At 51.3% G+C, this 21,870-nt stretch carries 20 protein-coding genes and 1 pseudogene; 14 read left to right on the forward strand and 7 right to left on the reverse strand.

All coding sequences use genetic code 11. The features are described 5' to 3' along the window. The 8 genes from pilW to CKV66_RS06580 all read left to right on the forward strand — a co-directional run bounded on the left by pilW (nt 1) and on the right by CKV66_RS06580 (nt 8,379). The gene (gene pilW / locus CKV66_RS06545; RefSeq protein WP_085363776.1) at nt 1–765 is read left to right on the forward strand and encodes a type IV pilus biogenesis/stability protein PilW; all 765 of its coding nucleotides are present in this window, start codon (nt 1–3) and stop codon (nt 763–765) included. After that, nucleotides 765–1,700 carry a helix-turn-helix domain-containing protein gene (locus CKV66_RS06550; RefSeq protein WP_085363775.1) on the forward strand — a complete coding sequence of 312 codons (936 nt, stop codon included), beginning with the start codon at nt 765–767 and terminating at the stop codon, nt 1,698–1,700. The genes pilW and CKV66_RS06550 overlap by 1 nt, the downstream gene beginning before the upstream one ends. Beyond that, entirely contained in the window at nt 1,700–2,971 is a 1,272-nt protein-coding gene (ispG, locus tag CKV66_RS06555) for a flavodoxin-dependent (E)-4-hydroxy-3-methylbut-2-enyl-diphosphate synthase (RefSeq protein WP_085363774.1), read from the forward strand. The genes CKV66_RS06550 and ispG overlap by 1 nt, the downstream gene beginning before the upstream one ends. 75 nt (nt 2,972–3,046) lie before the next feature. After that, nucleotides 3,047–3,445: a hypothetical protein gene (locus tag CKV66_RS06560; protein WP_085363773.1), complete on the forward strand. Its 399-nt coding sequence runs from the start codon at nt 3,047–3,049 to the stop codon at nt 3,443–3,445. Between the two features lie 94 nt (nt 3,446–3,539). Then, on the forward strand, nt 3,540–4,835 hold the full coding sequence (gene hisS, locus CKV66_RS06565; protein ID WP_085363772.1) for a histidine--tRNA ligase: 1,296 nt from the start codon (nt 3,540–3,542) through the stop codon (nt 4,833–4,835). Then, nucleotides 4,836–5,465, forward strand: a complete 630-nt coding sequence (locus CKV66_RS06570) for a YfgM family protein (protein ID WP_085363771.1) — start codon at nt 4,836–4,838, stop codon at nt 5,463–5,465. Nucleotides 5,466–5,789: 324 nt separating this feature from the next. Continuing rightward, nucleotides 5,790–7,247: a ribosome biogenesis GTPase Der gene (gene der, locus CKV66_RS06575; protein WP_085363770.1), complete on the forward strand. Its 1,458-nt coding sequence runs from the start codon at nt 5,790–5,792 to the stop codon at nt 7,245–7,247. 151 nt (nt 7,248–7,398) lie between these two features. After that, a complete protein-coding gene (locus CKV66_RS06580) occupies nt 7,399–8,379 on the forward strand; it encodes a calcium/sodium antiporter (RefSeq protein WP_085363769.1) in 981 nt (326 codons plus the stop codon). Between the two features lie 64 nt (nt 8,380–8,443). Here CKV66_RS06580 and CKV66_RS06585 read toward each other — a convergent pair whose 3' ends face one another. From CKV66_RS06585 to CKV66_RS06595, 3 genes are all read right to left on the reverse strand, one after another. Next, entirely contained in the window at nt 8,444–9,322 is an 879-nt protein-coding gene (locus tag CKV66_RS06585) for a cupin-like domain-containing protein (protein ID WP_085363768.1), read from the reverse strand. Nucleotides 9,323–9,529: 207 nt separating this feature from the next. Continuing rightward, nucleotides 9,530–10,057, reverse strand: a complete 528-nt coding sequence (locus tag CKV66_RS06590; protein WP_085363767.1) for a lectin — start codon at nt 10,055–10,057, stop codon at nt 9,530–9,532. Nucleotides 10,058–10,390: 333 nt separating this feature from the next. After that, nucleotides 10,391–11,284, reverse strand: coding sequence for an NAD(P)H-hydrate dehydratase (locus tag CKV66_RS06595; RefSeq protein ID WP_085363829.1), 894 nt, complete (start codon nt 11,282–11,284; stop codon nt 10,391–10,393). A 96-nt stretch (nt 11,285–11,380) separates the two neighbouring features. Between CKV66_RS06595 and CKV66_RS06600 the strand changes: the two genes are divergently transcribed. From CKV66_RS06600 to CKV66_RS12565, 3 genes and pseudogenes are all read left to right on the forward strand, one after another. Further along, nucleotides 11,381–12,040: a cytochrome b/b6 domain-containing protein gene (locus CKV66_RS06600; protein ID WP_085363766.1), complete on the forward strand. Its 660-nt coding sequence runs from the start codon at nt 11,381–11,383 to the stop codon at nt 12,038–12,040. 16 nt (nt 12,041–12,056) lie between these two features. Continuing rightward, a complete protein-coding gene (locus CKV66_RS06605; RefSeq protein WP_085363765.1) occupies nt 12,057–12,833 on the forward strand; it encodes an MOSC domain-containing protein in 777 nt (258 codons plus the stop codon). 131 nt (nt 12,834–12,964) lie between these two features. After that, nucleotides 12,965–13,110, forward strand: a pseudogene (locus CKV66_RS12565) (lipoprotein signal peptidase). Here CKV66_RS12565 and rtcR read toward each other — a convergent pair. The 3 genes from rtcR to CKV66_RS12190 form a co-directional block, all read right to left on the reverse strand. After that, entirely contained in the window at nt 13,107–14,738 is a 1,632-nt protein-coding gene (gene rtcR, locus CKV66_RS06615) for an RNA repair transcriptional activator RtcR (protein WP_085363764.1), read from the reverse strand. The pseudogene CKV66_RS12565 and the gene rtcR sit on opposite strands and share 4 nt — an antisense overlap. Before the next feature lie 69 nt (nt 14,739–14,807). Beyond that, nucleotides 14,808–16,037 carry an MFS transporter gene (locus CKV66_RS06620; protein WP_085363763.1) on the reverse strand — a complete coding sequence of 410 codons (1,230 nt, stop codon included), beginning with the start codon at nt 16,035–16,037 and terminating at the stop codon, nt 14,808–14,810. After that, nucleotides 16,037–16,405, reverse strand: a complete 369-nt coding sequence (locus CKV66_RS12190; protein ID WP_143773806.1) for a hypothetical protein — start codon at nt 16,403–16,405, stop codon at nt 16,037–16,039. The genes CKV66_RS06620 and CKV66_RS12190 overlap by 1 nt, the downstream gene beginning before the upstream one ends. A gap of 113 nt (nt 16,406–16,518) precedes the next feature. Here CKV66_RS12190 and CKV66_RS06630 point away from each other — a divergent pair, with 113 nt between their 5' ends. The 3 genes from CKV66_RS06630 (at nt 16,519) to CKV66_RS12875 (ending at nt 20,794) form a co-directional block, all read left to right on the forward strand. Beyond that, nucleotides 16,519–17,925, forward strand: a complete 1,407-nt coding sequence (locus CKV66_RS06630; protein ID WP_408633853.1) for an SLC13 family permease — start codon at nt 16,519–16,521, stop codon at nt 17,923–17,925. A gap of 255 nt (nt 17,926–18,180) precedes the next feature. Continuing rightward, a complete protein-coding gene (locus CKV66_RS06635) occupies nt 18,181–20,460 on the forward strand; it encodes an NADP-dependent malic enzyme (protein ID WP_085363760.1) in 2,280 nt (759 codons plus the stop codon). Nucleotides 20,461–20,608: 148 nt separating this feature from the next. Beyond that, nucleotides 20,609–20,794, forward strand: a complete 186-nt coding sequence (locus CKV66_RS12875) for a lipoprotein signal peptidase (protein WP_408633895.1) — start codon at nt 20,609–20,611, stop codon at nt 20,792–20,794. A 281-nt stretch (nt 20,795–21,075) separates the two neighbouring features. Here the strand turns inward: CKV66_RS12875 and pgeF are convergent, their stop codons facing one another. After that, nucleotides 21,076–21,861 carry a peptidoglycan editing factor PgeF gene (pgeF, locus tag CKV66_RS06645; protein WP_085363758.1) on the reverse strand — a complete coding sequence of 262 codons (786 nt, stop codon included), beginning with the start codon at nt 21,859–21,861 and terminating at the stop codon, nt 21,076–21,078. Nucleotides 21,862–21,870 lie beyond the last annotated feature (9 nt).

Raw genomic sequence — 21,870 nt, forward strand, 5'->3', positions numbered from 1 at the left:
ATGAAATTCAAAGCCGGTTGGATTTGTTTATTGATGTTGGGAATGACTGCATGTGCGGGAAATGCCAACAAACAGCCCAGTGCGCGCGAGCGTGCCCATCAAGTATCTAATATTAAAACACAGTTGGCGTTGGAATATATGCGTGCGCAGGATTACCGCCAAGCTGTCGCCAGTATTGATGAAGCGCTTGCAGCTAACGCTAAGAATGAAAATGCGTGGCTGATACGTGCACAAATTTATCAATATTTGAAGGTTACGGATAAAGCTCAAGAGAGTTTCCAAAAAGCATTGTCTATCAAACCTAACAGCGCTGAAATCAACAACAACTACGGCTGGTTTTTGTGCAGTACACAAAACCGCGCGAATGAATCTATTGCTTATTTTGATAAAGCATTGGCCGATCCGACTTATCCTTCACCGCACATTGCCAATTTAAACAAAGGTATATGTAGCGCCAAAATGGGCCAATATTCTTTGTCGGAAGCTTATTTTGAACGTGCTTTAGCTGCTGCACCGCAGTTTTTCCCTGTATTGAAAGAAATGGCGCGCACGAAAATGCTGGCGGGCAATTTAAGCGATGCGGATTATTATTTCCGACAGTACCAAAGCCAAATTGATGTTTTGAGCGCTGATGATTTATTGTTAGGTTGGAAAATCTACAAGAGTTTGGGCGATACCCAAGCTGCTTATGAATATGAAGCGCAATTGAGGGCAAATTATCCTTATTCTGAAGAGCTGCAAACAATTACAACAGGACGTTTGTAATGACTGATCATCAAAATACCGAACAATATTCTACCGGTGGCGTTGCCGCAGAATTGGGCATGAAGCTGCGTCAGGCTAGGGAACAAAAAGGCTATTCTATTGGAGAAGTGGCCGAACGGTTGAAGCTTTCTGCCCGCCAGATTGAAGGGCTTGAAAGTGGCAACTACGAAGGTATGCCCGAATTGGTGTTTGTGCGAGGTTTTCTGCGCACTTACGCGCGTTTTTTAGGTTTAGATGAACAAGAAGTGTCTGCTTATTTAGACCGCATTATGCCGCAGAGCCGCAGCAATATTTATGCAGTAGAAAGAAACAGCGGTTCGTCGCTCAATTATCAGCAAACAGAAGTCGGTAAATCATTTCCCAAATGGATTTTAGGATTAGTGCTTCTGGCTTTGATTGGAGGCGGTGTTTATGTGTGGCAAAGTAAATCACAATCAGAATACGCCAAGCAAAATGACAGCGTTGTTCCTCCTGAATTAGACAATGTAGGGGCTAGCGGCCTGAATGCAGATAATGTTTCCGTGGTAGCGATGGGGAGCAACGCGGTTGCCTCTGCTATTCTTAACCCTTCATCCACCGCTTCGGAGATAAAAGTTGCGTCAGAGCCCGTGGTGGCGGTATCTAGTGTTGCTACTACTTCCGAAGCAGCGAAAGATATGGTTGCGGCGGCAAGTGGGGAAATGCCCGTTGCAGCTGATGAGCTTGTAGTTAAGGTTCATTATCGTTCTAAACTTGTCATCAAAGATAAGAATGATCAGTTTGTGATTAATGAAATTGTACCGGCCGGAAGTGAGCACCGTTTCAAAGGCAGTGCACCTTACAATGTTTGGATCGGCTATGCGCCCGGTGCTACCGTAAATTATGGCGGTCAAGAAATCGCTGTTCGTAAGCATATGGTCGGTAAAACGACTTCATCATTCATCGCGGGGCAGTAATGAGTCATTCTCCTATTAAACGCAGAGAAACTTATCAGGTAAACATTGACCATCTGACCGTTGGTTCCGACGCTCCCGTGGTGGTGCAGTCTATGACCAATACCGATACGGCCGATGCTATCGGTACGGCACAACAAGTGAAAGAATTGAGCGATGCCGGCTCGGAGATGGTGCGGATTACGGTAAACAGCCCCGAAGCTGCCTCTAAAGTAGCAGAGATCAGAAGCCGTCTGAATGATATGGGATGCCAAACGCCTTTGGTGGGCGATTTTCATTTCAACGGAGAGCGTTTGTTGCAGGAATTTCCTGATTGTGCCAAGGCATTGTCAAAATACCGTATCAATCCGGGCAATGTCGGTAAAGGAGCAAAGGGAGATGAAAAATTTGCTTATATGATCCGTACGGCTGCCGAGCATAATAAAGCTGTTCGTATCGGTGTTAACTGGGGGTCATTGGATCAAAGTCTGGCAAAACGCATGATGGATGCAAATTTGGCATCTTCTACGCCGCTGCCTCCGGAAGAAGTGATGAAAGAAGCCTTGATCGTATCGGCTTTGGAATCCGCACAAAAAGCAGTGGATTTGGGATTGCCGGAAGACAAGATTATTTTGTCTTGTAAGGTAAGCGCGGTACAAGATTTGATTCAAGTCTATCGTAAATTGGGCGACAGTTGCCGTTACCCTTTGCACTTGGGTCTTACAGAAGCAGGCATGGGCAGTAAAGGTATTGTGGCTTCTACTGCCGCTTTGGCCGTGTTATTGCAGGAAGGTATCGGCGACACCATTCGGATCTCTTTAACGCCCGAGCCGGGTAGCCCGCGCACCCAAGAGGTGGTGGTTGCCCAAGAAATTTTACAGACTATGGGTTTGCGCTCATTTACCCCCATGGTAACAGCCTGTCCGGGCTGTGGTCGCACTACCAGTACGGTTTTCCAAGAGTTGGCAAGAGACATCCAGCATTATCTGCGTGATCAAATGGCTGTTTGGCGCACTCAATATCCCGGCGTTGAATCGCTCAACGTTGCGGTAATGGGATGCGTAGTTAATGGGCCGGGTGAGAGTAAATTGGCTGATATCGGTATCAGCTTGCCGGGCACGGGTGAAACGCCGGTTGCGCCGGTATATGTTGATGGCGAACGTAAGGTTACGCTGAAAGGTGATAACATGGCTGCCGAATTTTTGGCGATTGTTCAGGACTATGTGGAAACCAATTATGGTGAAGGTGGGAAAAAGCGTAATGAAAACCGCATTATTCCCATTAAATCTGCGTAGTATTGAGTGAGATTTTTCCCGGTTTTGCTCATTTGAAGACACCAACTCAAACTTTATTAATTAAGGCAAATCATTATGGGAGACTTACGAGAGTTACTATTAAGACTGTATCTGATTAACAATCCGCAAGTTGAGCATCAGGTGTTTATTTACACCTACCAAGGTGTGAGCGATATGGCGGTTAATCCGTTTCAGTTTGTAAGTGCCGAATTACTTGATAATGTTAAGAAGAGCGTTATTTTACAAAACCTTCCTTCGGGCGAGATGATTCAGGCTTTTATCGTGCCGACCGATTTGCCGCGAAACCAGCCGCAGTGGGAAGTGGAAAATATCATGTTGTACGGCAATAAAAACGGTGTGTTGGTATCGATTGATTTGGATAAAGAAAGTATTGCCGAATCGGATAAATATAAGCAGTTTGTCGGTTTAACCAAGAGCATGCTGCGCCAGTTTATCAACAGCGGAATCATATAAAACCACATCAGCTTAATGGATGGCCGAATGGTGTTTTCTGAATACTTGATGCCGTCTGAAAAAACAATACGGATAAAAACAACAGATTATAAATATGGGACAAAAAATCCAAGCCGTTAAAGGCATGAATGATTTACTGCCGGTAGAGCAGAAAGATTTCCAATTGACTGCTCCGTTGTGGCAGGCTTTTGAAGAAACCGTGGCACGTTGGGCAAGGCGTTTTGGTTATCAGCAAATCCGCACACCGATTGTTGAGCAAACAGGTTTGTTTGTCCGTTCTATCGGGGAAGAAACCGATGTGGTCGGCAAGGAAATGTACACTTTCTCTGATTCCAACGATAAATTGAGCCTGAGCTTGCGCCCAGAAGGTACGGCTTCTTGCTTGCGTGCCGTTGTCGAACACAATTTACTTTATAACGGCCCGCAAAAATTATGGTACATGGGGCCGATGTTCCGCCGTGAGCGGCCACAAAAAGGGCGCTACCGCCAATTCCATCAAGTAGGTATCGAAGCATTGGGATTTGCAGGCCCGGATGTGGATGCGGAAATCATTGCTATGTCGGCCGATTTGTGGAAGGAATTGGGCATTAGCGATTACGTTACTTTGGAAATCAATTGCTTGGGTAATCGCGAAGAACGCGCCGCGCATCGTGAGGCCTTGGTGGCTTATTTGAGTAGCCATGAGGCCAAGCTTGATGAGGACAGCAAGCGTCGCTTACATACGAATCCTTTGCGCGTGCTCGACACTAAGAATCCCGATTTGCAGGAAATCTGCAATGTAGCTCCGCGTTTGACCGAATATTTAGGCGAAGAATCTCTCGCACACTATGAACGCTTGAAAGCTATGTTGGATGGTTTGAACATCGCTTACGTCGAAAACCCGCGTTTGGTTCGTGGTTTGGATTACTACAATCAAACGGTGTTCGAGTGGACGACAGACAAACTCGGTGCGCAAGCAACTGTGTGCGGTGGCGGACGTTACGATGGGCTTATTGAAGAGTTGGGCGGCAAACCCGCACCTTCTATCGGCTTTGGTATGGGTATTGAACGGCTGCTGCTGTTGGTACATGAATACGGTTCGCTTAGCTATCGCACTGCGGCCGATGTTTATGCCGTGCATCAAGGCGAAGGTGCCGATTTGCAGGTGATGAAATATGCACAGCAACTGCGCGCTGCCGGTTTCGATGTGCTTCAGCATTCTGGCAGCCAGAGTTTGAAAGCGCAGATGAAAAAAGCGGATGGCAGCGGAGCGCGTTTTGCTTTGATCGTGGCGCAAAACGAGCTTTCAGACGGCACGGTAACCCTTAAAGATATGCAGGGCAAGCATGAACAGACCACGGTTGATGCCGCTTTGCTGACCACTACTTTACAACAATGGAAGAATGCTTAAATGGCCGGACATATTCAAGATCAAGAAGAACTCGAGAATTTCAAATATTTTTGGAAAAGCTGGGGGCGTTGGCTGTTTGGCGCTTTAGTGCTTGCGGCGTTGGTTTATCTTGCCTATATCCTGTATCAGGGGCATCAGCTGGATAAACGTCAGGAAGCAGCCGGCATTCTGATCAAGATAGCCGAAAAAGAACAATCCAGCGCAGACAGTAAAGAAGCCCAAGCCGATTTGCAAAATTTACAGCAAAATTATTCAGACAGCCTTGCCGCAGCCCAAGCTACCTTGATGGCGGCAGCATCGGCATTTGAAAAAGGCAATTACGATGTGGCTACAGGCCATCTGAATTGGGTTTTGAAACACCAAAAATCTGCACCCGTTCAAGCATTGGCAGCACAGCGTTTGGCCGTGGTGCAGTTGCAGCAGGGTAAATATGACGAAGCTTTGGCCACGCTGAATACAACCGTTGACGGAGCATTCGAGCCGCTGATGACGGAAACCAAAGGCGACGTATATGCGGCACAAGGAAAAAACAAAGAAGCGTTGCAAATGTACGAACAAACTTTGTTGAAACTCGCCAAAGATTCGCCCAACCGAGACGCCGTGCAATTTAAAGCCGATCAGTTGCGTTAAGGCCGTCTGAAACAGCGAGGCTTGCCAAGTTTTGTGCTTGGCAAGCCCTTGTCTGTTTCAGAGCCGGTAGAGATTTCCATATTTTTGAATATTTTGCTGCGTATGATAGCAAAACGGCAGTTTTAGATATTTTATTGAGCACCGGTTGGATTTCGACCGGTAAAAATGGCTTCCGGCACTATAGCCGGCAGCGACTTACAGCATTTCCCAATATCTTGATATATCGGCACGGAAGCCGGTAAAGCCGAGACGGCAATCGCTGTTGATACAATACGAATGACGATATTTAAGGCCGTCTGAAAAAACGGCCAAGAAAGCATAATTATGAAACCCACAATTGCCCTTGTCGGCCGCCCGAATGTAGGCAAATCTACTTTATTCAACCGTCTTACCCGCACCAAAGACGCGCTGGTGGCAGACATGCCGGGGCTGACCCGCGACCGCCATTACGGCCACGGCAAAATCGGCAGCAAGCCTTATTTAGTGGTCGATACCGGCGGTTTTGAACCGGTGGTAGACAGCGGTATTTTGCACGAAATGGCCAAACATACTTTGCAGGCGATTGATGAAGCGGATGCGGTGGTATTTTTGGTGGACGGCCGTACCGGTTTGACTCCGCAGGATAAGATTATCGCCGACCGTTTGCGCCAAAGCCCGCGCCCTGTTTATTTGGCAGTGAATAAAGGCGAGGGTGGCAACCGAGCCGTATTGGCGGCGGAATTTTACGAACTGGCCTTAGGCGAACCGCACGTGATTTCCGGTGCGCACGGTGACGGCGTGTATTACCTGATGGAAGAAATTCTCGAGCATTTCCCCGATGCCGAAGAAGAGGCGGAGCAGCCTAAACATCCCGTGTTTGCCGTGATTGGCCGCCCCAATGTGGGTAAGTCCACTTTAGTGAATGCCATTTTGGGTGAAGAGCGGGTGATTGCATTTGATATGGCAGGTACAACCCGCGACAGCATCCACATCGATTTTGAGCGCGAAGGCAAGCCGTTTACGATTATCGATACGGCAGGCGTGCGCCGTCGCGGCAAAGTGGAAGAGGCCGTTGAAAAATTCTCGGTGATTAAAGCCATGCAGGCGATTGAGGCTGCGAATGTAGCGGTATTGGTGCTCGACGCACAGCAGGATATCGCCGACCAAGATGCCACCATCGCCGGATTTGCCTTAGAAGCGGGCAGAGCTTTGGTTGTAGCCGTGAACAAATGGGACGGTATCAGCGAAGAACGCCGCGAGCAGGTAAAACGCGATATTGCCCGCAAGCTGTATTTTTTGGATTTTGCCAAATTCCACTATATTTCCGCATTGAAAGAGCGCGGTATAGACGGTTTGTTTGACAGTATTCAGACGGCCTATGATGCGGCTATGATTAAAATGCCGACGCCGAAAATCACCCGCGTGCTTCAATCCGCCATCGAACGTCAGGCTCCGCCGCGTGCAGGTTTGGTGCGCCCGAAAATGCGTTATGCCCATCAGGGCGGCATGAACCCTCCCGTAATTGTGATTCACGGCAACTCTCTACACGCGATTTCAGACAGTTATACCCGTTACCTCACTCAAACTTTCCGTAAGGCATTCAATCTGCAAGGTACTCCGCTGCGCATCCAATATAACGTTTCCGAAAATCCTTACGAAGAAGCCGAAGACAAACCGAAGAAGAAACCTTTGCGCAGGGTGGCGTTGAGTAACAGAATTGAAAAACGGGAAGGGCGTAAAGAAGAGAAAAACCGCATCAAAAAGAAAAATAAAGTGAGCGTGAAGAAGCTGCACAATAAATAATCCGATTAATGTAATTGATCTTGAATGCGGGTATGCGGTTGAAGATTTACCTGAAAAATCAACCGGCCTGTAAGGTTTGGATATTGAATTTTCGTAAACCGCAAACATCACTTCGAGTAAAATACGCGCTTTTGAATGTTTAGGAAAAATAATGTTATTGGCCTGTTTGGGTTTGATTTTCGGTTTAGTGTTATTGACGCTCAGTGCCGACCGTTTTATTGAAGGTGCGGCAGAAACCGCCCGCCATTTCGGCATGTCGCCGTTGTTTATCGGCATGGTGATTGTGGGTTTCGGCACGTCGGCGCCGGAAATGGTGGTGTCTTTATTGTCGGCGATGCAGGGAAACCCCGGTATTGCTTTGGGTAATGCTTACGGTTCCAACATTACCAATATCGCTTTGATTCTCGGTATTACGGCGCTGATTGCCCCGATTTTTGTGCAACGCCGCATCATTGTGCGTGAGTTTCCGGTATTGTTGGCGGTAACTGCACTGACAGTGGTTTTGCTGCTGGATGGCGAATTATCGCGGTTTGACGGTGTGGTTTTGATGGCAGCGTTGGCGGCGGTATTTTTACCGACTGTGTTTAAAGCTTTGAGAGGCGGCGACAATATTGTGGAAGATATTGCTACCGAGTTTGAAAGTGAAGAAAGCCGCATGTCGCTGCGCCGCGCTTTGGTGGTGTTGGTGTTGGGCTTGATCGTGCTGGTGCTCAGTTCGCGCCTGTTGGTGTGGGGTGCGGTAACGATTGCGCAAGGTTTCGGCGTGTCGGATTTGGTTATCGGCTTAACCGTGGTGGCGGTAGGCACTTCGTTGCCCGAGTTGGCTTCATCGGTGATTGCCGCACGCAAAGGCCAGCACGATATTGCAATGGGTAACGTGATCGGCTCGAATCTGTTTAACACGCTTGCAGTGGTAGGCTTGGCGGCTTTGGTGTCGCCGATGCAGCCGGGTGCTGAAGTGTTGAACCGTGACGTGGCCATTATGTCTGCGTTGACGGTGGTTGTGTTTGGATTGTGCTGGCTGTTGAAAGGCCGTCTGAATCGTGTGGTCGGATTGGGGCTGTTGTTGGTTTACATTGTTTACACGATTTATTTGGTAATGGGTTCGTTTGGCTCATCTGCCGGCGCATAAATCGGAAAACTACATAAAAAAACAAGGCGGGTAATGTTATTACCCGCCTTGTTTTATTTGGAGATTAGCGCGGCAAACCTTTTGCCAGAGCTTTATTGGCTCTTTTGACTGCCAGTTCTTCTTTCCAGCTCATATATCGCTGGCGGTAACGTGCTTTCATCATATTGTCGAATTTACGTTGTACGGTCAGATTCCACAAGCTGTGGGCTTTAACGGCCAAGCTTTCGTCCCATGCGCGTAGGGATAGGGAAAACGAACCGTCGAGGTATTTCATCCAATGCCACCAGCCGGTCGGCATGAACAGAGTGTCGCCGTGTTCCAAATAGCATTCTACGCCTTCCACGCCTTTAAGGGCGGGGAAACGCTCGGTATCGGGGTGCTCAACGCTGTAATCTTCGAGTGCGTAAGTGGCATAGGGAATGCGGTAGAGACGCTCTTTCCATTTGTAGTCAAACAAAATAATGTGTTTGCGCCCGAAATGGGTGTGGAAGATGTGCGCCATGTCTATATCGTAATGCAGGAAGGTTTCGGAGCCGATGCCGCCGAAAAACATGGTGGGGTATTTGTCTAAAAAGCCGCCCATCAAATCTTTGGGGAACACATAATCTTGCAACAGCGAAGGGGCGTGCTTAATGGGGTCGAACAGGAAAATGCGCAAGTCGGTCGGCTCTCGTTTGATTAAATCGATGTAGTCGCCGAATTTCATTTCGGTGCTGGCGGCATTAATCGGCGCGGCGGGGTCGGCTTTGCTGCTGTCGTAAAGCGGTACGGTGATGTCGCCGATGGCTTCTTTCATGTAATCTAACGACCATTTTTCATACGCCGGCCATTTTTTGCTCATGTTTTTGATGACTACGGGGCGGCGCGGTTTGAGGTAATGTTGGCGAAAATCTTCGCGGCTGATGTCTTCTACTACATCAATCGGTGTTAGTTTGAAACACATATCGGTTATTTTTCGTTGATTGGATATAAAACATGGATTTTAGTTAAATTTTTGCGGCGGGAAAACTGTTTTGCGGCAAAAAAATCCAATGCGGGCTATTGACGCAGATAAGTGGGTTTTTCTTCTGATTATTAAGAAACACGCCGGCCTGAAATATGTATCAGGCCGGCGTGTTTTAGGTTGTGGCGTCAGCAAAAACGCTGATGTTTAGTAACGGGAAATATCGAAGCGTTGGCCGCTGCTGCCGTCGCAACGGTACATACGGGCTTGGTTGCCGTGTTTGCCCACATCCAAGCACTTATTGTTGAGCGCGCTGCGGATGGTGCGGCCGTCGCGATACCATTGTTGGTTTTTGTCGCCGTGGCAGGCGTAGGCGATAACCGGGGCGCCGTCTTCCGTTTTAGCGCCTGCTACGTCAAGGCAGAGGCCGTCCACCATGATTCTGTTGCGGGAGAACGTAAACTGCTGGTTGCGTTCGCCGTGGCAGGAATAAGTGATCATGCCTTTGTAGCCGGAGCGGCTGTGATCTAAACATTGGCCGTCTGAACTGCGGATCAGGCGGGCGTGTGAATTGTCAGACGGGAAACGGTGGTGAGGTTCGCGGTCGTGTCGTGGCGTTTTGATGCGGCCGTTGTCGCTCACATCGGGAAACTCGGGGAAATTGGTGGGCGGTTCTATATAGATACAACCGCTGGCTAACAGGGGAAGAAGGAGTAAAGCGGCTTTCGTTTTCATGTTATCAATTCTTTTTTCAGGTTGGAAAGTTCATTTTAGTATGTTGAGTATGATCGGTTTGGATAGAGAGCGGGCTTGGGTAAGCCGTGCACAGGCCAAACCGTTCGATGCGCATATTACTCTTCCAAACCGTATAAAATTTTATGCTTTGAGTTAAAAACAGTCAGCGCAAGGATTGGCTTTTGAATGTTTTGTTGCAGATGCGGCCGGAATGTAAAGATGTGAACGGTTGGTGTAGGGAATATTTTTCAGACGGCCTGCTATGAGCCGGATAAAAGAATAGAGATGGCTTTTGCCGGATGAGGCCGTCTGAAAATGAAAAGGTACTGATGTTTAGCGTTGCGCCTCAATAATGTGGTTGCGCAGCCAGCGGGCGGCCGGGGCGATTTCTCCCGACAGCATACCGATTTCGCCGATGGCCGAATCTTTCAGCACGTCGGCCGCGGCTCCGTGCAGCCACACGCCGCCACGCACAGCTTGTTCGGTATCGATGCCTTGTGCCAACAGGCTGCCGATGATGCCGCTCAGCACATCGCCGCTGCCCGCCGTTGCCAAGCCTGCATTGCCGCTTAAGTTGGTGTAGAGGCTGCCGTCGGGGCTGCACACTAATGTATGGTGGCCTTTGAGGACGGTGTAAGCGTGGAACATGCTGCTGATTTGTGTTACCGCGGCTGTGCGGTCGGCCTGCACTTCTGCGGTGGAAACACCGAGCAGGCGGGCGGCTTCGGCGGGGTGGGGGGTGAGCACCAATGTCGGATAATCGCGTGCCGATGCTGCCAAATCGGCGTGGCGGGAAAGCAGGGTAACGGCGTCGGCGTCGAGCAGCACGGGGCTTTCGCGGTTTGCCGAGGTCAGCTGCGTGTAGAGTAAGGCAAGTGCTTCATGACACAGCCCCATGCCGCAACCGATTGCCCAAGCGGTAATGTCGTTGCGCAGTTGCAAAGCGGCGGCGGTGGAAAGCATGATTTCGGGGCGTTCGGGAATCACGGGCAGCGGCAGGGCGGGCTGGTTGAAGCCTGCCCACACCTTGCCGCAGCCGTTGTAAATGGCGGCGGTGGCGGCCAGAATAACGGCGCCGCTCATGCCTGCCGCACCGCCGATAACGGCCAGCGTGCCGTGTGTGCCTTTGTGGCTTTGCGGGTCGCGCGGTGCGAAAACTTGCCCGAACTGCGCGGCGGCCTGAATCTGCGTGTCGAGACGGTGGCTGGTGTAGTGGCTTGAAAACATGATGATACCCGTGTGTAAATCCATTACAATGTTGTTCAGACGGCATCGAGGCCGTCTGAAACGGCACAAACCATCATATAAGAATGAAAGCATTTTATGAAGCAGAAATTGAAAGTTTGGGATCTTTCCACACGGCTTTTCCATTGGACTTTGGTCATCGCGATTGCCTTTATGTGGTACAGCGCCGAAACCGGCGGCAACCTGATGGTATGGCATTTGCGGGTGGGGCTGCTGATCTTGGGGCTGATTGTGTTCCGCCTTTGCTGGGGCTTGTGGGGCAGCGATACCGCCCGCTTCAGCAGCTTTGTGCGCGGCCCGGCGCAGATTAAACGCTATATCAAAGGCGAAATCACCGAAAACGAGCAGCCCGGTCATAATCCGCTCGGTGCGCTGATGGTGCTGGCGCTGTTGGGCGCGGTAGCGTTTCAAGTGGCCACAGGTTTGTTTACGCCTGATAACAATGCCTTTGTTAACAACGGTTTTTTAAACGGCTGGGTGAGTGAAGATACGGGCAATCTGATTCACAAGATTCATGTGAGCTTCTTTAATTTGCTGTTGGCCTTGATCGGCGTGCATGTGCTGACCATTTTGGTTTATAAGTTTGTGAAAAAGCACAACCTGATTACGCCGATGATTACCGGCTACAAATATCTGGAAGGCAAACTGCCCGTGCTGAGATTTGCCGGAGCGGGCAAAGTGTTGGCGGCGTTGGCGGTAGCTGTGGGCGTGGTGTGCGCCGTATGGTTTGCCGGGTAAGAGAGGCCGTCTGAAAATGAAGCTGACTTCGATTGCCCGCTATCCTGTGAAATCAATGGGCGGAAACGTATTGGCGGAAAGCGCGGTAACGCCCGTCGGCCTGCCGCACGACCGCGAATGGCTGGTGGCGACGCCGCAGGGCGGTTTTATCACGGCGCGGAAGTTTCCGCAGATGCTCTTGTGGCAAACCGATGCCGCGCCCGACCGCCTCACGCTGACCGCGCCCGACGGCAGCAGCCGCACCGTTTATACCAACGAGATGGTTCATACCGCCGATGTTACGGTGTGGAAAGACTGTTTTCCGGCTTATCACGGCAGTGCTGAAACCGACGAGTGGCTTTCGGAACGGATCGGCACCGATGCACGCCTGTATTGGCTCGGCTGGCACAGCAAGCGCGTATTGGCTTATTCGCAAACGCCGCTTTCTTTTGCAGACAGCGCACCGTTTTTGCTCACGAACACGGCTTCGCTGGACGATTTGAACGCGATGCTCGATACACCCGTGGAAATGAAGCGTTTCCGTGCCAATTTCGTTGTGTCCGGCAAAGAAGCGTATGAAGAAGAAACGTGGCACCGCATCCGCATAGGCGAAGTGGAGTTCGAGCATTTCAAACCCTGCACCCGCTGCGTGATGACGACGGTGGATTTGAAAACCGCCAAAAAAGATCCGTTTCAAGAGCCGCTCAGCACTTTGGCGATTGCGCGCAAAGCCGTCTTCGGTGTGCATTTGGTGGCGTTGAATCAAGGCGTGGTTAAAGCGGGGGACGAAGTGGAAGTGTTGTCGTATAAGTAATGTTTCAATTGTTGAGACTGCTTGCCGGTTTCACATGTGGTTTTTCAGACGGCCCGAAACCTGTATAAAGGTTTCGGGCCGTCTGAAAATGGGCTGTGCAATATTGAGCGGCTTGCTACGGACTGAGACCTTTGCAAAAAACCCATCTGCGGCGCATTTCTGCGTTGTGTGCTGCTCGCTCTCGTTTAGCCTTGTATATGATATGTCTGCACTCATTGTGCTGCTACGCCTTGAACTGCATCCACATCTGAGGATTTTGCAAAGGTTTCGGGCTTAGTCTGTCGATGAAATATCGGCCCAAGTCAGCCCGAATCTTGCCAAATATTTGCGCAAGCGGTCGCTGTCGTTGGGGTTGGCTTTTTGAGTGCGTGAAACATGAAACAGCGCCCGCCCGGCTTCGGCCATGTTTTTGTGGCGGCGGCATTCGGCAATCACGTTTTCGAGCTGCATTTGGTCAAACAAATCCAAGCTGTCGGCGTCGATACCTTTGGCTTTCAGAATCAGGTGCCAATCGTTTTCAGACGGCCTGTGGAGGGCGGTATCGGCATCGTCTGCCCACAGCCATTTCAGACGGCCTGTTTCGGCTTCTACCGCTTCAGTCTGAATCCTTCCCTGCGGTGCGAGCGTGGCCAAGCGCATGATGCTGGCGGCGAGGTCGCGGAAGTTGCCGCGCCACAAGGCTTGCGGCGACAGGGCGAAATTAAGGTAGGCGGCATGGGCTTCTTTGTTGAAGCGGGTGGTGCGCCCCAATTCTTGTGAAACGACGGCAAGCTGGTGTTCGATGTTGGGTTCGATGTCTTCGCGCCGCTCGGCCAGTGCGGGCAGGGTGTATTGCCAGATGTTGATGCGGGCGAACAGGTCTTCTCGGAAACGCCCCAAGCGCACTTCGCGGCGTAAATCGCGGTTGGTACCGGCGATGAGTTGGAAATCGCTGTGGACTTCGCTGTCGCTGCCGATGGGATAAAAGTGTTTTTCTTCAATGGCTTTGAGCAGCATGGCTTGTTCGTCCAGCCCCAATTCGCCGATTTCGTCGAGAAACAGCACGCCTTTGTCGGCGGTTTTCAAATAGCCTTCGCGTTTGTCGGCGGCACCGGTAAACGCGCCTTTTTTATGGCCGAACAGGGCGGAGGCGGCGCCGTCGCCGCGTAAGGTGGCGCAGTTCACATCGACAAACTTGCCTGAAATGAGGTGCCGCGCTTTTTTCAGCTCGTAAATACGCCGTGCCAGCATGGACTTGCCCGCACCGGTGGGGCCGCTGAGCAGGATAGGCGAGGGGGAATGGAGGGCGACTTGCTCGATTTCGGCAATCATGCGGTTGAACGCGGGGTTGCGGGTGGCAATGCCGCTTTTGAGGTAGCGCACGGCATCGTGGCGCACGGCGGCGAGGCGTTCGGCCAAAACATCGTAGCGCGCCAAATCCAAATCAATCAGTTCGTAGCTGCCGACTTCCCCGATAGGCATGTTGCGCCTTTGTTTTTTGGGCGGCGAAGTTTGCAGCAGCACGCTGGGGATGCGCCGGCTTTCAACCAGCAAAAACAGGCAGATTTGGGCGACGTGTGTGCCGGTGGTAATGTGGGTGAGATAGTTTTCTGCTTCGGTATCAAACGGATAATGCTCGGCCCAATCGTGCAGCTTGGTATAGACTTCGCTGAAATCCCACGGGTTGCTTAATTCCATCGGCACGAGGCGCACGCTGGTGTGCGGTGCGCTGCTTTCGATGTCGGCTTTTACGGTGTCGGCCAACTCGCGGTAGTGTTCGGCGTAGAAAAGCTCTATGCGGTCGATGTGCAGGTCTTTTTGCTGGCTGATGGCGACATTGGGGCGCCATTTCGACCAGCGTCCTTGCCCCAGCCCGCTGTCGAGTTGGGTGCCGAGAAAGCTGATAACGATGTTTTTCTTGTTCATGTGTGTCAACAGGTTGTAGGTTGGCTTGAGGCCGTCTGAAATTTTCAGACGGCCTCATTTGATGAAAGATTAAGCATCACGGCCGATTTTATCTTCTTTAATCGGTAAGTTAAGCAGGGCTGCGGCGGCGGCAAGCACCATGTCGGCATACCACATCCAGCCGTAATCTCCGAAAGTCGTGATGGCTTTGCCGCCGAGATAAGCACCGAAAAACGCGCCGATTTGGTGCGACAGCAAGGTTAAGCCGAACAGCGTGGCGAGATAGCGTACGCCGAAACGTTTGCCGACAATCGCGGCGGTGGGCGGCACGGTAGCCAGCCAAGTCAGCCCCAGCCCGGCGGCAAAAAGGTAAAACACGGTATCGGTGCGCGGCAGCATTAAGTAAACGGCAATCAAAGCGGCGCGTGAGCCGTACATCCAAAATAAAATGTATTTGCTGCGGAAACGGCCGACCGCCCAGCCCGCCGCAAGGCTGCCTACGACGTTGGATAAGCCGATAATCGCCAACGACCACGAGGCCACAGCGGGCGGCAATCCGCACAAGGCTACTTCGGTGGGCAGATGGGTCACTAAAAAAGCAATGTGGAAACCGCAGGTAAAAAAGCCCAAGTGCAGCAAGATATAGCTGCGGTCTTTAAAGGCTTGCGCCAAAGCCTGTTTGAGTGTTTGGCTGCCGTTGTCTGTGCTTGCGGCTGGTTGCGGTTTGGGTGTGTTGTCGCCGCGGGTAAGCAGGCGGGAAAGAGGGATGATGATCACGCTGATGGCTGCCAATACATACATCGTGCCGCGCCAACCTGCGACGGGCAGAAAAATCAACCCTTGAATCAGCGGTGCAAATAAAAACTGCCCGAACGATCCGCCCGCATTCACGATGCCGGAAGCCGTGCCGCGCATTCGTGCAGGTACTTTGTTGGCAACTTGGCTCATCAAAATCGAAAACCCGCCCGCGCCCGAACCGAAAGCAATCATCACGCCCATCGTAAACGCCAATCCCCAAGCCCCGCTCAACCAAGGAACCATGATGCAGCCAGCCACGAGCAGCAAAGTTCCCCACCGCAGCACCGGCCACGCACCGAAGCGGTCGGCCAAGGCGCCGGTAAGCGGTTGGGAAACGCCCCACATCAGTTGGGTAACGGCGAGGGCAAAGCTGATGTCGGCAATACTGAGTGCGGTATCTTTAACCATAGGCTGTACAAACAGCCCCAGCGACATCCTGATGCCGGAAGTAATCATTAATACGGATGCCGCGCATAAGATAACCAGCCACGCCATCCGCAGATTGTCGGAACGATGGTGCATCACTTGAATTTTTCTTCTAATGGTTTTCTGTGTTTTTTAACGATAGCAGCGGTTTGTTTGAATGAAATATAGTCTGCAAACCGTAGGCATTTATATAGCAGGCCGTCTGAAAAAACAAGCGGATAAGCGGGAAGTGATGGGTGGCGCGCAGATGCTTTGCGGCATAAACAGACGGTGTAATCCAACGAAACCGGTTTGTTTGGATTGATGCCGTGCATATCGGGCAGGGAAACGCCCGAAGTTATCCGCTTAAATGCTTCGGCAGGATTATGGAGGGAATGTTTTGATGCGCAGCATATTGTTTTAAATGAATTTGGTTTTTTAGCATGAATTCTTTTAATTCGCTGCTTAACCGCTCGTTTACACATTCTTTACAACTACACGGAATTACACTTATACTGGGTTGGCAGTTATGCGTCTTGAAAGAGGCGCGGATTGCTTGTGTAGAATGATTTTTGACAACGTTTCACAGGATAAAAATATGGCTCCCGACAAACAACAGCGCCCGGAAAATATCGAGCTGCTCAGCGCGCAAGCGCCGATTACCGATTTCCGCGGCCTGATTACGACCATCATTGCTGCGGTAATCTGTTTCGGTATTTATCATATTCTGCCTTATGAAGCCACCGCCAATAAAGGCATTGCCGTATTGCTGTTTGTGGCTATTTTATGGTTTACCGAAGCCGTGCACATTACCGTAACCGCATTGATGGTGCCGATACTGGCCGTGGTACTCGGTTTCCCCGAAATGGATATCAAAAAAGCCATGAGCAGCTTTGCCGACCCGATTATTTATATTTTCTTCGGCGGCTTTGCCTTGGCTGCGGCGCTTCATATGCAGCGTCTCGACCGTAAGATTGCCGTATGGTTGCTGTCTTTGTCCGGCGGGAACATGAAAGCCGCCGTGCTGATGCTGTTTGCCGTTACCGCATTTTTGTCTATGTGGATCAGCAACACCGCCACCGCCGCCATGATGCTGCCTTTGGCTATGGGCATGATGGATCATTTGGATAAAGAGAAAGAACGCAAAACCTATGTGTTTGTATTGTTAGGTATTGCCTACTGCGCGAGCATCGGCGGCTTGGGTACGATTGTCGGCTCTCCGCCGAATGCGATTGCTGCCAAAGCCTTGGATTTGGATTTTGCCGGCTGGATGAAAATGGGCTTGCCCATGATGCTGCTGATTCTGCCGCTGATGCTGTTTGCGCTGTACATTATCCTGCGCCCGAACTTGAGCGAGCGCGTGGAAGTGAAAGCCGAGCATATTCCGTGGACGCTGCACCGCGTGATTGCGATGTTGATTTTCATCGCCGCCGCCGTGGCTTGGGTGTTCAGCTCCAAACTTAAAGCATCGTTCGGCATTGCCAATCCCGATACCGTTATCGCTCTGACCGCCGCCGTGGCCGTGGTGGTGTTTGGCGTGGCGCGTTGGAAAGAAGTTGCACGCAATACCGACTGGGGTGTGTTGATGCTGTTTGGAGGCGGTATTGCATTGAGCAATCTGCTGAAAGTTTCCGGCGCATCTCTCGCGCTCGGCCAACAGCTGGCGACGGCGTTTGTGGTGGCGCATCCTTTGGTGGTGATTTTTGCCGTGGCCGCATTCATTATTTTCCTCACCGAATTTACCAGCAACACGGCTTCCGCCGCTTTGCTCGTGCCGATTTTCGCCAGCATTGCCACGCAGATGGGGCTGCCTAAAGAAGTGCTGGTGTTTGTGATCGGTATCGGCGCTTCGTGTGCGTTTATGCTGCCGGTGGCAACGCCGCCCAATGCCATCGTGTTCGGCACGGGGCTGATCAAGCAGAAGGAAATGATGCGCACGGGTGTGCTGCTGAATATTCTGTGTATCGTATTGGTGGCCGCATGGGCGTATGCGTTCTACGCTTGATTGAGTATCAGCCGATATGAATAAAGGCCGTCTGAAAACAAACTTTGCGGGTTTCGCAAAAATGTTTTCAGACGGCTTTTGGTATATACGGCCAAGCTTTAACAGATAGTGCGTTACTTCTCTTAAAAATGCAGCACATAACGGTATGCGCCGTTTATCACACATGATAACATTACGCTTTCTACACGCATGCCGTCTGAAAAGCATGAATAGGTTTTTTCAGACGGCCTCAAGCCGATAAGTCAGGATACATTTATGGATGAATTAATCAAAGAAGCCGCCCTCCATTTTCACGAATATCCCAATCCGGGCAAAATCCAAGTTGCCCCCACCAAGCCTTTGGCGACGCAATACGACCTTTCGCTGGCTTATTCGCCGGGTGTGGCCGCTCCGTGTATGGAGATTTATAACGATCCGCTGGCTTCTTACAAATATACCGCCCGCGGCAATCTGGTTGCCGTGATTTCCAACGGTACCGCCGTATTGGGCTTGGGTAACATCGGTGCTTTGGCCGGCAAACCCGTGATGGAAGGTAAGGGCGTTTTGTTTAAAAAATTCGCCGGTATCGACGTATTCGACATCGAAGTCAACGAAACCGACCCTGACAAACTGGTTGAAATCATCGCCTCTTTAGAGCCGACCTTCGGCGGTATCAACCTTGAAGACATCAAAGCGCCCGAGTGCTTCTATATCGAGCAAAAATTGCGCGAGCGCTGCAATATTCCCGTATTCCACGACGACCAACACGGCACGGCCATTATTACCGCCGCTGCCGTTTTGAATGCCTTGCGCGTTACCGGCAAAGCGATTGAAAACGTATCGCTGGTGTGTTCCGGTGCGGGCGCGGCCGCCATTGCCTGCTTGGATTTGCTGGTAGCCTTGGGCATGAAGCGCGAAAACATCACCGTATGCGATTCCAAAGGCGTGATTTACACCACCCGCGAAGACCGCGAACGCATGGACGAGAGCAAAGTGCGCTACGCCGTTCAAGACAACGGCCAGCGCGTATTGGCCGACGCGGTGAACGGCAAAGATATTTTCTTGGGCTTGTCCGGCCCCAATGTGTTGAGCACGGATATGCTCAAAACCATGAACGCCAGCCCCATCGTGTTTGCACTGGCCAACCCTACGCCCGAAATTTGGCCGCCTGAAGCCAAAGAAGCGCGCCCCGACGTGATTATCGGCACGGGTCGTTCGGATTTCCCCAACCAAGTCAACAACGTATTGTGCTTCCCGTTTATCTTCCGCGGCGCATTAGACGTAGGCGCAACCACCATCAACGAAGAAATGAAACTCGCCTGCGTGCGCGCCATTGCCGATTTGGCGATGGCAGAATCCAGCGCAGAGGTGGCCGGTGCCTATGAAGATGCCGATTTGACCTTTGGCCCGGAATATCTGATTCCCAAGCCGTTCGACCCGCGCCTGATCGCCAAAATCGCTCCGGCCGTCGCCCAAGCGGCTATGGATTCCGGTGTGGCTGCCCGTCCTATTCACGATATGGACGCTTATGTAGAAAAACTGAACCAGTTTGTTTACAAAACCAGCCTGTTTATGCGCCCGATTTTCAACCAAGCGCGCAAACAAATTAAGCGTATCGTGTTAACGGAAGGCGAAGACGAGCGCGTATTGCATGCCGCGCAGCAAGTGGTGTCGCAAAAACTGGCGTTCCCGATTTTGGTGGGAGACAAAAAAACCATCGAAGAGCGCTTGCAGTCGCAAGGTTTGACCATTCAGCCCGGCAAAGACTTCGAACTGATCGACATCAACTGCAATCCCCATTTCGAAGAAAGCTGGAAAGAGTATTACCAACTGCGCAAACGCAAGGGCGTAACCGAAGAAATGGCACGTCGCCGCCTGCGCGCCAACAGCACATTGATCGGCGCCTTGATGGTACGTCTCGGCCATGCGGACGGTATGCTGTGCGGCACGATGGGCCGTTTTTACGACCACTTCAACATCTTTGAGGAAGTCATCGGCTACAACAACCCGGAAAACCACGCTTTTGCCATGAACGCGCTGATTTCCAACAAAGGCAACTTCTTCATCGCCGATACCTACATTAATGAAGACCCGGATGCCGACCAATTGGCCAAAGGTACGTTGATGTGCGCCAAAGAAATGAAACGCTTCGGTATCAAACCGAAAGTGGCGTTGGTGTCCAACTCCAATTACGGTTCGCGTAGCGATAAAGATGCCATCAAAATGCAACAAGCGCTGGAGATGATCCGTGAAATCGACCCGGATTTGGAAATCGACGGCGAAATGCAGGCCGACGTGGCGATGGATGAAGAGATGCGCAAAAGCATTTATCCCGAAACCACGCTCACCGGCTCTGCCAACCTGCTGGTGATGCCGAACGTGGAAGCCGCCAACATCAGCTACAACCTGTTGCGCGTGAATGCGACCAACGGCATTACCGTCGGCCCGATTCTGATGGGTATGAACAAACCGGTACACATCGTTACCCCGATTTCTACCGTGCGCCGTATCGTGAATATGATCGCGCTGACGGCGGTAGATGCGCAGCGTCAATAAGGTTGGGTTTACCGTGTTTGCGTAACTTTTTTGCTGTGGCACACCATGTTGAAAGGTGTGCCGAACGGTAAAAGTAGCGATGAGTAAATATTGAAGCTGTAAAAAAACCGGCATGGTTGATACCATGCCGGTTTTTTTATGCTGAAGCCTGAGACCTTTGCAAAACCCTCATCTGCGGCGCATTTCTGCGTTGTGTGCTGCTCGCTCGTTTGCCTATCTATATGATATGTCTGCACTTGCTGCGCTGCTACGCCTTGAACTGCATTCACATCTGAGGGTTTTGCAAAGGTCTCAGCCTTTGTACCATTCAGATAAAAGCCCAAACGGGGCTTAAAAAAATCTTGAGGCCGTCTGAAAACCCGCTACGCGGGCTTCGTCAAAACGAGTAACGCGAGTTTTTCCAAAGCGGGTTTTCCTCACACTTTTTTGAATTGCCAACCACTTTCGTGGAGGCGGATTGTATATCCGCCAGTTGGCGTTTTTAGTAATAATTTGATTTTCCGGCTATATGTTAATCAACAATGGATACGAAATAAGGTTTCTATGCAGTCAACCGCAGCGGAGGGTGGGCAATCCGCCGCTTCGGTTTGATTAAAACAGTAGCATCTAGAACCTTTACCGATTATCCAGCCAAATAATGCTCGCCATGCGGCCGGTTTGCTTTTCGCGGCGGTACGAGAAAAAAGTATCGCGCTCAAGCACGGTGCAGTGGGTGCCGCCGTAAATCATGCTCACACCTTCCCGCTGTAAGGTTAATCGGGCGAGTGCATAAATGTCGGCCAGATATTTGCCTGAACCTATCGGCTCGAAAGCCTGCTCGGTCTGATGGGATTGGGCGCAGAAAGCGTCGTAAACGTCTTGGCCTACTTCAAACGCATCGGGGCCGATGGCGGGGCCGAGATAGGCCATGATTTCAATCGGAGGCACGTTCATGGCGGCTATGGTGTTTTGCAGGATGCCTCCGGCCAAACCGCGCCAGCCTGCGTGTGCGGCGGCGACTACCGTGCCCGCTTTGTCGCAGAACAGCACGGGCAGGCAGTCGGCAGTCATGGCGGCGCAGGCTGCGGTGGCGGTGTTGTCGACGGCGGCATCGGCATCGGGAGATTGGCCGATATGTTCCGCTGTCCGCACAACGGTGGTGCTGTGAATCTGGTTGAGATATACCACGGGCGCGCTGATGTGCGCTTGGACGGTTTGCCGGTTGTGCTCCACATGCTCGGGGCGGTCGCCGACATGGCTGCCGAGGTTAAGGCTGCGGTAAACGCCTTCGCTGATGCCGCCGTTGCGGGTGGTAATCAGCGTTTTGACATGGGCGGGAGCCGGCCAGTCGGCATGGAAGAAAGGCGCGTTTTGATCGGGATGCAAACCGATGGCGGCGTTTAAATCAAAGGGATTGTTCATCATGTTGAC

The sequence above is a fragment of the Neisseria zoodegmatis genome, from assembly GCF_900187305.1.
GTDB classification, from domain to species: domain Bacteria; phylum Pseudomonadota; class Gammaproteobacteria; order Burkholderiales; family Neisseriaceae; genus Neisseria; species Neisseria zoodegmatis.

Coding starts and splice junctions, on each gene's coding strand:
- pilW (WP_085363776.1), top strand. CDS start 1: ATGAAATTCAAAGCCGGTTGGATTTGTTTATTGATGTTGGGAATGACT.
- CKV66_RS06550 (WP_085363775.1), top strand. CDS start 765: ATGACTGATCATCAAAATACCGAACAATATTCTACCGGTGGCGTTGCC.
- ispG (WP_085363774.1), top strand. CDS start 1,700: ATGAGTCATTCTCCTATTAAACGCAGAGAAACTTATCAGGTAAACATT.
- CKV66_RS06560 (WP_085363773.1), top strand. CDS start 3,047: ATGGGAGACTTACGAGAGTTACTATTAAGACTGTATCTGATTAACAAT.
- hisS (WP_085363772.1), top strand. CDS start 3,540: ATGGGACAAAAAATCCAAGCCGTTAAAGGCATGAATGATTTACTGCCG.
- CKV66_RS06570 (WP_085363771.1), top strand. CDS start 4,836: ATGGCCGGACATATTCAAGATCAAGAAGAACTCGAGAATTTCAAATAT.
- der (WP_085363770.1), top strand. CDS start 5,790: ATGAAACCCACAATTGCCCTTGTCGGCCGCCCGAATGTAGGCAAATCT.
- CKV66_RS06580 (WP_085363769.1), top strand. CDS start 7,399: ATGTTATTGGCCTGTTTGGGTTTGATTTTCGGTTTAGTGTTATTGACG.
- CKV66_RS06585 (WP_085363768.1), bottom strand. CDS start 9,322: ATGTGTTTCAAACTAACACCGATTGATGTAGTAGAAGACATCAGCCGC.
- CKV66_RS06590 (WP_085363767.1), bottom strand. CDS start 10,057: ATGAAAACGAAAGCCGCTTTACTCCTTCTTCCCCTGTTAGCCAGCGGT.
- CKV66_RS06595 (WP_085363829.1), bottom strand. CDS start 11,284: ATGTTTTCAAGCCACTACACCAGCCACCGTCTCGACACGCAGATTCAG.
- CKV66_RS06600 (WP_085363766.1), top strand. CDS start 11,381: ATGAAGCAGAAATTGAAAGTTTGGGATCTTTCCACACGGCTTTTCCAT.
- CKV66_RS06605 (WP_085363765.1), top strand. CDS start 12,057: ATGAAGCTGACTTCGATTGCCCGCTATCCTGTGAAATCAATGGGCGGA.
- rtcR (WP_085363764.1), bottom strand. CDS start 14,738: ATGAACAAGAAAAACATCGTTATCAGCTTTCTCGGCACCCAACTCGAC.
- CKV66_RS06620 (WP_085363763.1), bottom strand. CDS start 16,037: ATGCACCATCGTTCCGACAATCTGCGGATGGCGTGGCTGGTTATCTTA.
- CKV66_RS12190 (WP_143773806.1), bottom strand. CDS start 16,405: ATGTGTAAACGAGCGGTTAAGCAGCGAATTAAAAGAATTCATGCTAAA.
- CKV66_RS06630 (WP_408633853.1), top strand. CDS start 16,519: ATGGCTCCCGACAAACAACAGCGCCCGGAAAATATCGAGCTGCTCAGC.
- CKV66_RS06635 (WP_085363760.1), top strand. CDS start 18,181: ATGGATGAATTAATCAAAGAAGCCGCCCTCCATTTTCACGAATATCCC.
- pgeF (WP_085363758.1), bottom strand. CDS start 21,861: ATGAACAATCCCTTTGATTTAAACGCCGCCATCGGTTTGCATCCCGAT.